At 42.8% G+C, this 13,068-nt stretch carries 11 protein-coding genes; 2 read left to right on the forward strand and 9 right to left on the reverse strand.

The annotated features are described in order from the left end of the window. Positions 1-185: 185 nt before the first annotated feature. Complete coding sequence (locus tag Q4519_RS14605; RefSeq protein WP_303513456.1) at positions 186-1,301, reverse strand: hypothetical protein; 1,116 nt, start codon at positions 1,299-1,301, stop codon at positions 186-188. Between the two features lie 376 nt (positions 1,302-1,677). Then, positions 1,678-2,343 (reverse strand): glutathione S-transferase, encoded by a 666-nt coding sequence (locus tag Q4519_RS14610; protein WP_303513459.1) that lies wholly within the window; start codon positions 2,341-2,343, stop codon positions 1,678-1,680. A 132-nt stretch (positions 2,344-2,475) separates the two neighbouring features. Here Q4519_RS14610 and Q4519_RS14615 point away from each other — a divergent pair, with 132 nt between their 5' ends. Further along, complete coding sequence (locus Q4519_RS14615) at positions 2,476-4,770, forward strand: peptidase U32 family protein (RefSeq protein ID WP_303513462.1); 2,295 nt, start codon at positions 2,476-2,478, stop codon at positions 4,768-4,770. Positions 4,771-4,827: 57 nt separating this feature from the next. Here the strand turns inward: Q4519_RS14615 and Q4519_RS14620 are convergent, their stop codons facing one another. Together Q4519_RS14620 and Q4519_RS14625 are read right to left on the reverse strand one after the other, a co-directional pair. Beyond that, a complete protein-coding gene (locus tag Q4519_RS14620; protein ID WP_232799691.1) occupies positions 4,828-5,400 on the reverse strand; it encodes a tRNA-(ms[2]io[6]A)-hydroxylase in 573 nt (190 codons plus the stop codon). 35 nt (positions 5,401-5,435) lie between these two features. Next, the gene (locus Q4519_RS14625) at positions 5,436-6,074 is read right to left on the reverse strand and encodes a sulfotransferase (RefSeq protein ID WP_303513466.1); all 639 of its coding nucleotides are present in this window, start codon (positions 6,072-6,074) and stop codon (positions 5,436-5,438) included. A gap of 147 nt (positions 6,075-6,221) precedes the next feature. On the opposite strand from Q4519_RS14625, the gene Q4519_RS14630 reads away from it, so the two are divergent. Beyond that, positions 6,222-8,432 carry a transporter substrate-binding domain-containing protein gene (locus tag Q4519_RS14630; RefSeq protein WP_303513468.1) on the forward strand — a complete coding sequence of 737 codons (2,211 nt, stop codon included), beginning with the start codon at positions 6,222-6,224 and terminating at the stop codon, positions 8,430-8,432. A 96-nt stretch (positions 8,433-8,528) separates the two neighbouring features. Here Q4519_RS14630 and Q4519_RS14635 read toward each other — a convergent pair whose 3' ends face one another. The 5 genes from Q4519_RS14635 to Q4519_RS14655 form a co-directional block, all read right to left on the reverse strand. Next, entirely contained in the window at positions 8,529-9,338 is an 810-nt protein-coding gene (locus Q4519_RS14635; protein WP_303513470.1) for a phosphotransferase enzyme family protein, read from the reverse strand. After that, the gene (locus Q4519_RS14640; protein ID WP_303513472.1) at positions 9,335-9,901 is read right to left on the reverse strand and encodes a GNAT family N-acetyltransferase; all 567 of its coding nucleotides are present in this window, start codon (positions 9,899-9,901) and stop codon (positions 9,335-9,337) included. The genes Q4519_RS14635 and Q4519_RS14640 overlap by 4 nt, the downstream gene beginning before the upstream one ends. Before the next feature lie 135 nt (positions 9,902-10,036). Further along, positions 10,037-11,800: a bifunctional UDP-sugar hydrolase/5'-nucleotidase UshA gene (gene ushA / locus Q4519_RS14645; RefSeq protein ID WP_303513474.1), complete on the reverse strand. Its 1,764-nt coding sequence runs from the start codon at positions 11,798-11,800 to the stop codon at positions 10,037-10,039. A gap of 332 nt (positions 11,801-12,132) precedes the next feature. Then, positions 12,133-12,369, reverse strand: a complete 237-nt coding sequence (locus Q4519_RS14650) for a hypothetical protein (RefSeq protein ID WP_232799697.1) — start codon at positions 12,367-12,369, stop codon at positions 12,133-12,135. Between the two features lie 17 nt (positions 12,370-12,386). Then, on the reverse strand, positions 12,387-12,953 hold the full coding sequence (locus tag Q4519_RS14655; protein ID WP_232799698.1) for a pyridoxamine 5'-phosphate oxidase family protein: 567 nt from the start codon (positions 12,951-12,953) through the stop codon (positions 12,387-12,389). Between the last annotated feature and the right edge of the window lie 115 nt (positions 12,954-13,068).

The raw sequence follows: 13,068 nt of genomic DNA on the forward strand, positions 1-13,068 counted from the left end.
GACTTGCTAGGTCTTACCAGTCAGAGGGCTTTCACCTCCAATCTTCTACCGATTTAGCTCGGCGCACTGGATGTCCTATTATTTTTTATTTTGTCATAACGCCATTTAATTCAATTGTTTGGATTGAGATTACCTGCGACTTTGCAAACTCGCCGTGGCATTAACTAAATAGCATCGCGGTTTAATTAAGTTGCCTGTTCAAGTGCCGCCTTTAGGATCTCGTAGACTTTTGTTTTATCGACAAATTCATTGCTGGAAATGGCACCAGATGCGACATGTTCAGCCCAGACATTGGCTTCTCGTTCTGCGAGAACAATAGGGACGCTCTCGAAGAGCCCATAGTATTCTGTTTGTGCGGGATCGGCTCCGGCATTTAACAGCATGGCCACAATGTTAAAGTAACCTCTATCGATGGCCTTGACTAATGGTGTACCTAACCAACTGCCGTATCCGGCATAAACTTGGTTCAGATCGATGTCTTTGGCGTATACCTCCAATACATCTTTTACCACCTGATGTCGGTGAGCCAAGTCGTCATCAAAGGAAGTAATCGCCTGCATAATGGGATTTGTGCTATAGCTGCTTCCAACAAAGTCACTAGCTGGCCCATTAATAACCTGAATCGACGCACCTAATGCTTTGGCTTTAAGCAGATATTCTCGTTGGTAGTTTTCACCGTAGAACATGTCGTAATTGATATACTTAATTCCATCTACTTCAATGAAGTAATCTTCATCCGATGTCGGGATCCACCAAGGGGCTGTAGCGACTTCGGCATCGTTGTTGACAACGAAAGAGCTAAATAGCTCGTCAAGAAACAGATTGTCGAGTACGTTTAAATAGTCGTCGGGAATGGCTTCACGCAGACTGTTTTTGACGTTTGTCGCCGCCAGTTCCAGATCCTCATTAGTATCTGTTACTAGGGTTTTGATGACGCGGGATTTGTTGCTCAGTGAATAGAATTTGTAAAATCCATATTCATGGTCGATGTAACCGAAGATCTCTAAATCAACATCACTGCTTGCGATAGCTTCTAGAAGATTAATCCAGTTATCACCTTGCGTATGAATGTAAAAAAAACCGCAATCTTTCTCGTCAGTTAACGGTTCAGAATAGCAATACCTTAGCTTATCCAAAGGTTCATCAGCACCAACAAAATGTGCTGCTAAAGCCACTTCGGTTAGATCATCAGCCACAGATAATAAAAACTTTTCATCGAAGCGCTCGCCACTGATTGGCGCTAACTTCTCGATATTGATGCTGTTTGATTTTAGGTATAAATGTCCATATGCTTCTGACATAAACGACTCTCGCTATGTTGTGTTTGATGCTTGCGTATTTTTGCATCTACTTAAGATTAAGATGATGAAATTTACCAACACCTTTTTATGGGTTTATGGCCGGATAAGCTGGGACTCCCGCCTAAATAACTAGGCAAATTTATACCAAGCCACCACAACAATTGCCAAATCTTGTGTGCTAATTTGCGACAAGCAAGTCTACTGTCGGTTCAGTTAAAACTGGAAATTGAACTGAAATGCTAAATTCTGAGCGGATTGATAAAAATCAAACATGACTGCACCAGCTCATAGAAACTGGCTAGATAGTATGGTTATGCGGCGGGTGGCGTTTTTTCAAAATAGTTGTACCACTGCGCTGTTATTGTCGAAAACTCTATTATTCCACCAGCAACACCTCTTGCTGGTTCACCTGCCAAAGCTCATGTTTGGCCATTACTTTACTGAACATTTTGCTTTGTAAATACAAGTTTAGCCACTCGCGTAGTTTCGGATACGGAGACTGCAAATACCATTGGCGCTCTACCCGCGCAAATTGGCGAATAAACGGTAATATGGCAAGGTCGGCAAGGCTTTCACGCTCACTCATTAAATAGCGATGCTGCGATAAACGCACCTCTAACTGTGCGATGTAGCTTTCACAAGCGCTACGACACTTGTCTAAGGTTGGCTCATGGTAGCGCTTGGCCGCTCGGTATTGCTCAAGACACGGCTTAAATTCACTGTCAAACTGATAAATTAAAGTGCGCATTTCATCTAAGTGCGCGGCGTCACCACTCATTAATAAATCTGCTGGGTCTTGCTCACTTAACGCCCACAACATCACTTCCAGGCTTTCTTCTATCACCATGCCATCACGGGTAACTAATACCGGCACCGTGCCCTTAGGCGAAGCAGCTAACATTTCAGCAGGTTTATCCTTTAATACGATATCACGCAGCAGTACCGGCAATTTTGCTTGATATATGGCCATTCTGGCGCGCATGGCAAAGGGGCAATTGCGCAGTGAGTAGATCACGGGCAATGGTTTGTTTTTATTAGTCATATTTTCATTTCCATGGCTATTAACATCGCCTTTACATGAAGACAACAAGGATAAATGCCCCGCAAAGATATTCATTGGCACCAGATACGGGTAACATTCGCCCTTTAATGTTAACCGAGACCTTGTGAAGTGATGAAGCCAAAGATTGAATTATTAGCCCCCGGCGGTGATATTGACGCCATTAAAGCCGCAATTATTGCGGGTGCTGACGCCGTTTATTGCGGATTAGACAGTTTTAATGCGCGTAATCGCGCGGCCAATATTTCGTTCGATGAACTCGTTGGCGCCATCAGACTTGCCCATCAATATGATTGCCAGATCTTCTTAACTCTCAACATCGTGATTTTAGAGCACGAATTTAAAAGCTTGGTTAAATTACTCAACCGCTTAGTGAATACGACCCTTGACGGCGTGATAGTGCAAGACATCGGCTTATTGTATGTACTGCGTGAATACTTCCCGACGCTGGATATTCACGCATCTACCCAGCTGACCACCCATAATGCCGGGCAAATTCCCTTTCTGAAACAGCTTGGCGCCAGCCGCGTTAACTTATCACGCGAGCTAAACTTACGCGAAATCACCGCACTGGCTAAAGTCGGCCAGCAGCACGATACCCTACTAGAAGTGTTTGTCCATGGCTCGCTGTGTATCGCGTTTTCTGGCCTGTGTTATTCCACCTCGGCCAGTGCCGGTAACTCGGGTAACCGCGGGCGTTGTAGCCAAGCCTGTCGCGAGGAATATGAAACCACCGAGTCAGGCAACAACTTCCCACTCAACATCAAAGACAACTCGGCATTTTTTGATTTACCCGCGTTGATCAATGCTGGCGTGTATTCGTTTAAAGTGGAAGGACGCATTAAAGGGGCTAACTACGTTCACACGGTGATCGACAGCTTTCGTAAACAAATTGATGGTTATATTGAAACGGGCGAGCTCACCCAAGATGGCGAACGGCTATATAAAGTATTTAATCGTGATTTTACCAATGCCTTTTTACGGGGTGATTTAAATCAGTCAATGTTTATTGATAACCCACGGGATCATTCAAAACAGCATGCGGTGGAAAAATTCAAAGTCAGCCAAGGCGACGCCATTTCAGTGGTGCAGATTTTTGATGCCAAGCAGCAACTCCATGCCGACAAACAACAAATAAATGCCAGCGTTGATGAAAAAATCGCCCACTTGAGCATCGATAAAATCAAGCTCACCCTGCAGTTTGCCAGCGAACAAGGCCAGCCGTTAACCTTAACCGTGACCACAGCGCAAAATGACCATTTAATCAATGCCGACAATGCAACTAAAACCACTGTATTGACTTCACAAAGCCCTATGCAGCCAAGTGAAAAGTTAAGCGTCGATCAAGAAGCAATCGAAAAGCGTTTTAAAAACATTGCCAACGCAAACTATGAATTAGTGGCTCTTGATACGGCTGCGTTAACCGACGGCTTAAGCATTCCATATCGTGAGGTTACCCAGCTTAAGAACGACCTGTTGGCTTACTTAAATGAAGGCATTGCAACAGTACCCGAAGTAACCCTGCCGAAACTTGAACATCACCCTAAGCCCAGCGGGCAAGCGCCGTCACTTTCGATGCTGATTTGTGACCCCGCCGATGCCGCGCTAGCAAACGTGACCGATGGTGATATTTACTTTAAGCTGCCCGATGCATACAAACGTGGCTGTACTAAATACGTAGACTTCTTTCTAGAAAATCCAAGGCTGATCCCGTGGTTTCCCGCGGTGTTAATTGGCAAAGACTTTGACGTAGCGTTGAATATTTTAGAACAAGTTAAGCCGTCGTTAATTGTCACCAACAACACCGGCATTGCTTATCACGCCCAGCGCCTTGGCATTAATTGGATCGCAGGGCCGCTGCTCAATACCACCAACTCGTATGTGTTGTTGTCACTGCAACAAAATTTCGATTGTCGCGGCGCGTTTATTTCTAACGAAATCAGCAAGCAGCAAATTCGTCACATCGCAAGACCGAAGAATTTCAAAATGCTCTACAGTATTTATCACCCGATTTTGCTAATGGCGAGCCGTCAGTGCTTTTTCCAGCAAAGTGTGGGCTGTGAAAAGCCGCGCATTGATAATGGCTGTATGCTGTCATGTGATAAATCCACCAGCATTAAAAACCTGAAAGGGGATTCATTTGCTATCGATAAGCAAAAAGCGGGATACCCAAGTATTTATAACCAAGATCAGTTTTTAAATACCGAGATTATTGATGATCTTAGTGATTTGTTTGATGGCTTTATGATTGATCTAACGGATATTGGTGCAGGTGATAGGCAGTCGCCGGACAAAATTACATTGATCAAACAATTTGAAGCCTTGCTTAGTGGTCAATCTGAGGCCAGTCAGGTTTTAGCGAGCCTAGTGCCTGAGTCGACTTACCAGCAATATCAAAACGGCTTGTAAATGAACCATGTATAAGAAGTGCGTCACGCACTTCTTGTTCAAGTTTTTAATACAGCCCTAATGCAATGCCGCTCTAAACGCGAGCTTGCTGCAAATTTCACCTTCAGCAACCAGTATTTGCTCTAAGCGTTCGTCCACTTCAGCCTTATCAAAATATTCATACGCCAGTTCAATAAATAAGTTTTTGTGCTTTTCTTCTGATTTGGCAATGGTGACATAAAAATCTTTTTCTTTACCCTCAGGTAAGGCTTGAGCCACTAAGTCAAAACGTTCGTGACCGCGCGCCTCTATTACCCCCGCCACAATCAAACGATCCATGAAAAATTCATTACTGCCGTTACGAAATAACGATCTCACTTGTTTGATGTAGGGGTCTTTTTCGTCTTTGGCTAAGTTCACGCCGCGCGCTTGTAATAACTTAACCACTTGCTTGAAATGGATCATTTCTTCAATCGCCAAATCCGCCATGGCGCGTACTAATGTTTGGCGGTCGGGATAATGAGATAACATCGCCATCGCCATGCCTGCAGCCTTTTTTTCCGCCCCTGCGTGATCTTGTAAAAACGCGTCAAAATCAGCTAACACGGCTTCGGTCCATGCAAAGGGCGTATGGTATTTTAATTCAAACATAATGTTGGCTCTGCAAAATGGGGGGATTCTACCTGCTAGTAGTGCAACGTTTCAACCTTCCCTCCTTGGGTTGATTCAACTTTCAACGGGTGCTTTATTTGCTTCCATGCCGTTACTTTGCCCGCCATATTGATACGCTCAAATCCATCGTTAACATCAAGGGCTCTCGGCGGCGCTAAAAAATCATATAAAGATCGGTAACTTTGCGGCTCGGCAACATCAATAACCAGTAAAGCTTCGGCTCGATTACTAAAGTGGGCTTTCACTTGCGCAAGATGACGCGCATAGCAAAGTGCCAAAAAGTTATCGTCATGGATGTTTTCTAAGGTCAACGGTGAAAATACCCTTTTATAACAGCGCTTTAAAATAGGATTAAACCCGCCATCTTCACGCATTAAATTAGTAAACATGCGTAATAATAATTGTCGTATTGAAGGGATCCAATCTTTTAGCTCCCGTGTTAAATAAACAAATTTAGCATCAGGATAAAGTATATCTAGCTCTGCATAATCGGCAAATATCGGCGTGTCGGCTAACACTTGGGCTTGCTCAAAGGCGCTGCGAGTATAAGCTGTGTGAGCAGTTGTAAATCCCATTTTTAATGTTGCCAAACAAACACTGGTTGTCGCGGTGCGCGGTAACCCAATTATGAAAACCTTTTTCGATTTAAGCATTTTTCCTTCCAGTAAAACCCTGTAACATAACGCCAAAATATTGCATCCGGTATAATAACAATTATGCATATTGGTTATATAAATTGCATAATGGATAATACTCGCCATCCCCAGTTTTAGTATTTAAAGAAGAATTGAGATCAACGGATGATTACGTTCAATAAATTATATCGTCAGCTTACCTTATTATTCGTCATCTGTTGCTTTTCAAAATTAAGTTATGGTCATGAAGTTACCCATTCAACAGTTGAGCTTAGTGCCCAAGAGCAGGCTTTTATTCAAAGCAACCCTACTATCACCTTAGCAAGTGGTGACTCGTTTGAACCTTTCACCATATTGAATGCCGATGGCAGTGTAAGTGGTTTTGACGCCGATTTGCTCGAACTCATTAGCGAGCGAACGGGATTAAAAATCAATCTTGCATTAGGCAACTGGGAAGAGATGCAAACACGCGCAAAACGCCGAGAGTTTGACGGCATTAGTACCGCAAGCCCAGGCGATGAGCGCAAAACCTATTTGAACTTCTCTCAACCTTATACCAAGTTATATTCAGTTGTGCTGGTGCAAAAACATAATCCTCTTAATATCCGCAATATTGATGACCTCGACAATAAACGCATTGCTCTGCAAAAAGGTAACCTCACCTTTGAACGTATGGCAAAGGAAACTGGCATGAAGATGACCCCTGTTTATGTTGATAGTATTCATGACATGATTAAAGCGGTCGTCTCTGGTCAAGCTGATTTCACTGTGTTAGATGAGTCATATGCATATGTGGCACAACTAGTTGGTTTAGAAAAATTAATAGAGCTTGGCTTTGTGCTTGGCAAGAAGCCCTTTGAACTCGCCTTCGGCCTACGCAATGATAAACCTGAGCTAGTCAGCATTATCAATAAAGGCTTAGCCAGTGTTACCGCTAATGAAATGCTAGTGCTGCGTAATCGCTGGTTAGGCGGATTTGGCAGCGACCGCTACGGCGATATAAATACCATCCCATTTAGCCCCAAAGAAGCACAATTTTTAAAACAGCAACAACGCATTACTGTCTGTGTCACACCAAATACAATGCCCTTCGAATCAATGGATAAAGGCAAACATGGCGGAATGAGTAAAGACTATTTAGCCATACTTACTCATCGTCTAGGCTTGAAAACAAACATCTACTCTACCCGTTCTTGGCAAGAAACTATCCAGGCTTTAACCAAGGGTCAATGTGATATAGCAGCCCTTGCGATGCAACCTAGTCGTAATCACCATGCTATTGACTACACAGCTCCCATTATAACCAGTCCAATCAATATCATCACACAACAAGAAAATCAGAGCATCGACGACATTAATTCTTTAGCAAATAAAAAAGTCGCCATGGTTCACGGTACCCAGTTGGTTGAGTTCATCCGTAAGCATTACCCTAACATACAAGTTATTGGTACAGACAATTCGCAGCAAGCTTTGGAATCCGTCAATACAAAGCAGGCGGACGCTTACATTGGCTCTGCCGTTATTGCCCGACATATAATGCTTACTCAACCAAATTTCAATTTAAAGGAGGTGGATGTCATTCCATATGAAATGAAACTGAGTGTGGCAGTTCGAGCTGGTTTACCCGAACTGACAAGCCTATTTCAAAAAGCCATTAATTTAATGGATAAAAAAGAAAACCAACAAATTTATAATAAATGGGTCACGACTCAATACGAGATAAAAAACCATTACCAAGGCGTCATAAAAATAAGTTTAGGCTTATTAAGTATCATTATTGCCGTGCTGCTGTGGAATTATTCTTTACGCAAAGAAAAGCATAAAACTGCCCTTGCTCTAGAGCAGGTAAACCAAATGAACCAATTACTGGCGAAAAAAAATGATGAGCTTGCCTTGCTCGCCAATACCGATGAGCTTACCGGTCTCTGGAATAGGAAAAAAATTAATGAAACCTTAAGTCATGAATTTTCATTGGCGCAACGTAATCAATATGATTTTGGGGTGATCTTAATTGACATAGATTTATTTAAAAGTATCAATGACAGCCATGGCCATCAAATTGGTGATGAGATCCTTATCGAGTTTGCCAAACAATTACGCTACCTTGCTCGCGGGTCTGATTTAGTGGCTCGCTGGGGCGGTGAAGAATTTTTAATTATCTGTCCCCTCACGATAGAGTCTGAATTGTTGCAAATAGCAGAGCGCCTGCGCAAGAAAATCTCGATACTGAAGTTTGAACACATTGAATCGTTAACCGTTAGCATGGGCGTAGCAGGTTACCGTAATGAAAAAAGTTACCAAGCACTGCTAAAGCGAGCGGACCATGCCCTATATCAGGCCAAGCATGAAGGCCGAAATCGTGTCGTACTCGCTTAACTATGTTAGATAAACACTCATACAGTGAAATACAACAGATCATCACATAGCCTCAGTTTTGCTGAAGACTATCAGGGGAAAATAAACATATTTTACCTATCCAGTGCGCGCGTTACCTAATCCCTGAGTGATTTGGCTTTGATTACTCGTCAGGTAGTCAATATCCTCTAGATATGCCAAATGATGGCCTGCAGCGATATGCTGTTGAAAGTCGAGATTGCCTTGCTCGGCTTGCACTTGCATAAAGTTCACTAACACTGTCAAACGCTCAATCATATTATCGACCAGCGTTATACGCTGCTGATGCGCTAAGCCATAAGCCTGGCAAAATAATCGCGCTCGGCTGATTTGTTCATTAAGCGTTCCTATTGCATCATCAGGGTGAGTTTTAAAAGGCGCCCAACAATAGATGGCATAAGCTAAGTCCCAGATTCTCGGCCCGGGGTGAGCGGTGTCAAAATCAAATAAACCGACCACTTGCTCATCTTCGAAAGCCACGTTGTAAGGTGCATAATCACCATGACAAATCACTTCAACAGGCTCTCGCACCGGCAACATCCAGCCTGTATGACTTTCTTTTTCTGGCCAATTTGCACTGCAATCATGAATTTGGCGTAAAAACTTGGCTGCACTGCGCAAGGTATCACAAGAAGCAAACGGCCCAGCTAGGTGCCCATCACATATCTCTCCAGCCACTAAAGTCAAAATCTCACGACCATCAGGTGTCATGCCTAAACATTCAGGTACGCCAGTAAATTGTTGCTCAGCTAAATAGGCTAAAAACTGATGGACCGCAGGTGTCCAGCTGCCCGTTTCCCGGTACACACGGCTGTGTTGTAAGATAACTTTGTTGTTACCGCCGTGTTTATTGGGTAATTGTTCATCCGTTGGTTTCAATGGTGTCATACGGCCTGTGATTGCTGCTTGTTGAATTGTTGTTTGGTGATGCGATAGAGACAATGTGGCGCTAATGGATGCTCAGGTGCTAATTTTGGGTGCAAAAAATTTTGCTCTATATTAATCATTCCCAATTTAGTCATTACCCGCTGTGAGGGTAAATTTGTTAAGGTTGTAAAAGCATAAATAGCGGGTTGCTCAAGCTGTTCAAACGCAAATGCTAACGCGGCTTGCGCACCTTCTGGCGCATACCCTTTACCCCAGTGTTGCTTTGCTAAGCGCCAACCCACTTCAATAAAGGGCGTATTGGGAATGGCATCCTCTTGACAATGTAAGCCAATAAAACCAATGAATTCGCCCGTTTCTTTTAATTCAACAGCCCAAAACCCCCAACCGTTATCGGCAATGAGTCCTTTCGCTTTATCCGCCAAGGCGTCACTGTCAGCACGTGTTAGGATATTGGGAAAATAGCGCATTACATTTTCATCAGCACTCATTTGCGCAAAAGGCGCATAATCTTCATCTTGCCACTGCCTTAATATCAGCCTCTGGGTGCCTAGACTTGTTATCATATTATTTCTTACCTATTGAACCCTATGAATAATATCTAATAAATTCAAACAATTGACAAGACAGTATTGAGAATAAAAAAGGTGAAGCACAGCTTCACCTTTTTCGTTGTAAATTTGAACTAATTTGCTCAAATATTATTGCGTCACTTCACAGCCCAGCGTACTGTTTGAGTTAAGATAAACAATATCGCCCGTTGGTGCATAATCAGAAGCAACCACTGAGCCTTTGTTTTTGAAGTAAGAATAAAGTACTTCAGCATCTACATAACCACTTTGTACTGGATTTAATGTTGGGTAGCCATCGCCACCCGCTGCGTTGTAACTTGGTACACTAAAACTATAAGTATCAGCAGCACTGAATGCTTTACCATTAATCTCACTAATATCGACCGTCTTTGCCGTACAGTCTACAGCCATTTTCACGCCTACAACTTGCGCATAGGCACCCGAGCCACGCTGTAAAGACATTACCGTACCGAGGTAATCGCTAATTTCAGCCCCCGTCATGCTACTGTAAGTGACGGTGTTGCCAAACGGTTGCACGGTAAGTACATCACGGTAGGTAACATTACCTTCAGCAATTGAAGCACGAACACCACCTGAGTTCATCACACCAAAATCAGCATTCACTTTTTCGGCCTGAGCTTTAGCAATTAAGCGGCCTAAATTAGTTTGTTGGTAACGTACGTTCGCACGCTCTCCGTCCAACAATGCATCTGTTGTTGCAATTACCTCACTTAGTTTACCTTGGCCTTTATCTTGGTATGCCTGCAGCGTCTGCTTTAGCTCGGCATCAGGCACAATTTCTTCACCAATATAAACTTTGATTTTATCGCCATTTTCATCGCGCCGATCTTCACCGTTAGCATCAGTCAGGGTTTTCTTAAGGTTAACTGGGATCAGTTCATAACTTGCAAGCTTTAACTTACCAGCAATGTATTCAAAGTCAGCACGGCCCACATACTTACCCCATTCGTGGGCTTGCATGATATAAGCGCCTTTTTGTTGATCAGGGGCGCAAGCACCGCCAGGTTTATAATCCGCGTAGTCATCTGAGCCAGGCTCCATGCAAACAGGGTTTTGCGAGTGACCACCAATAATACCGTTTAATAAACCTTCATCTAACGAGCGCGCCAACGCCACATCACCTGGCGCATTACTGCCATACTGAGCATTTGCGTAGTGACCCATGTGCGTTGCTGCAAAGATAAGATCTGCTGCCTTGGCCGCTTTAATTTCAGCAATCACTTTTGCTATTTCTGTTTGTGGATCAGTAAAAGTTAATTCACTGATAAATTCAGGGTTACCAATTTTAGCAGTATCTTTCGTGGTCAGGCCAATCACCGCCACTTTTAATCCGTTCACTGCAAATACTTGGTATGGTTCAAAATAGCGTGTACCGTCGGCTTTATAAATATTAGCCGCTAACATAGGAAAGTTAGCTAATGCGCGCTGTGTGTCTAAGACACTTAATGGATTATCAAACTCGTGGTTACCTACCGCCATGGCATCATAACCAATCGCATTCATACCGACAAAATCTGGTTCCGCGTCTTGTAAATCTGACTCCGGAACACCTGTATTGATGTCACCACCCGAGAGTAATAGTGCTTTACTGCCGTTGGCTTCAATTTCGCTGCGTAAACGATCAACCAGCGCCTTTCTTGCGGCCATACCGTATTCACCGTCAGAGTTATGCCAAAAACGTCCATGATTATCATTGGTATGAAGAATAGTAAATTTGGTACACGGCACACCATCACACGTATTGGGTGCGACCACTACCGGCACTTCTGCCTCAGGTGTTTTTACTGCTGTCTTATCATCACTACTGTTACAACCAGTTAACGCAAGCATTAATGCACTGGCAACAAGCCCATGTTTAAAATTAAACGACATACTTTTTTAGTCCTTTATATAGTAAAAATAATTACTCTCCCAACAATAAACACCTGCTTATATAACGCTAAACTAGTAGCGTTGTGCAGTTTGTTTCACCGAGATTGAAGTAAAATCACAGTTACTATGCCGTCTGAATATGAACTTTTTTAGACACTCGTTCACAATTATTTAAAATAAACAGGGGGAATTTTTTAATATTAACCAGTACTGTTGATTGGTGATATTTTTGTAATTTAAAGGGGTATTTTAAGCTGCGATGGGGAAAATAGATTGGTAAAAAAATACAGAATAAATCAATGGGTAAAAAACCCATTGATTTATTTGAAGAGTTAAGCCTTTTGCCAAATAACTTCTACGCCATCAGTTCCTGCGATAGCCGTTTCTAATAAAACCAAAAGCGCATGGTCTGCGCCTTCGTCTTTAAATAGTTCTAATTGCGCAGGACTGATCCAATAATCTTGATCGGCACTGTCCTCTTCTTCTAATTGATCAATTAAAAATTGTAGTTGTGACTCTGTCAGTTCGCCTAGTAACACATTCGTTTCTTTATTTAATAGTTTGATCATAATACTTCCTTAAATCGTTATTGTTTGTGGGCTAATCCAGCCAAGTTAGCAATATTGGTGTCAAAGCCATCAATACTTTGCTGATTCTTTTTCAACCAGTACGCCTCGATACCTTGTTCTCCTTGTTTCTCAGACCAGTCGGCTAACGCCGTTCGCTGTTGCTTAAAATCAAACAAAGGTACCGACATGCCGCAAGATGATTGCACTAAATCGATATCTAACAAATACAATTGGCGCGCAGCAATACTGGCGGGGAACAATGATATATAAGACTGCCATAATGGGTCATTTCGATGTAGCACCTGAGCCTGACCATAAAGGCGTAAAATAATTGGTGCGCCTGCAAAAGCACAAAACATGATTGTCATTCTTGGGTTAATTTGCACATGAGCCGACGTTTCATTACCACTGCCAGTCAGGTTAAGCCAAATAACTTGATTTTTATTCACCACCCGAAATGAGTCAGCGCCTTTTGGTGAAACATTAACCCGACCTTGCTCGGCAGCGGTGCCGACAAAAAACATCTGCTGTTGGGCAATAAAGTCACTATGTTTGTCTTGTAGCTCAGTAAACTGCTGTCCCATAAACACTCCCAATCTACCATTGTTTGCCACCAATACGTTGGCAACAGCTCAGTTGTCATATTTATATCAAAATAATTCAACAAGCTAAACAAGTTTAAACTTGAAGTACAGCATA

Origin of the sequence: Motilimonas sp. 1_MG-2023 (assembly GCF_030547455.1) — a bacterium.
Taxonomy (GTDB): Bacteria; Pseudomonadota; Gammaproteobacteria; order Enterobacterales; family CBDFNC01; genus Motilimonas.